Here is a 211-nt window from a genome sequence, read left to right as displayed (position 1 = left end):
CTCCCACAACTGGTCGGGAGACTCCACCCCGCCCGGGTAGCGGCAGGCCATGCCCACGATCGCGATCGGCTCGTCGGTGCCGACGGCGAGCACCGCCGCACGGCGGGCGGTGATCTGTCCGGAGACCTGCTCGTACAGGTGGTCGGCGAGGACGGCCGGGGTCGGGTAGTCGAACACCAGCGTCGAGGCCAGCCGCAGCCCCGTGGCCGCG

At 73.5% G+C, this 211-nt stretch carries 1 protein-coding gene; it reads right to left on the bottom strand.

What is annotated here, in order from left to right; genetic code table 11:
• A partial coding sequence (locus ACSNOB_RS32215; protein ID WP_436691246.1) for a beta-ketoacyl synthase N-terminal-like domain-containing protein occupies window positions 1–211 on the bottom strand: 211 nt, incomplete at both ends.

The sequence above is a fragment of the Micromonospora sp. URMC 106 genome (genome assembly GCF_051386395.1).
Lineage (GTDB): Bacteria > Actinomycetota > Actinomycetes > Mycobacteriales > Micromonosporaceae > Micromonospora.
Note: the sequence above shows the minus strand (reverse complement) of the source record. Positions and strands in the feature narration are given on the sequence as shown.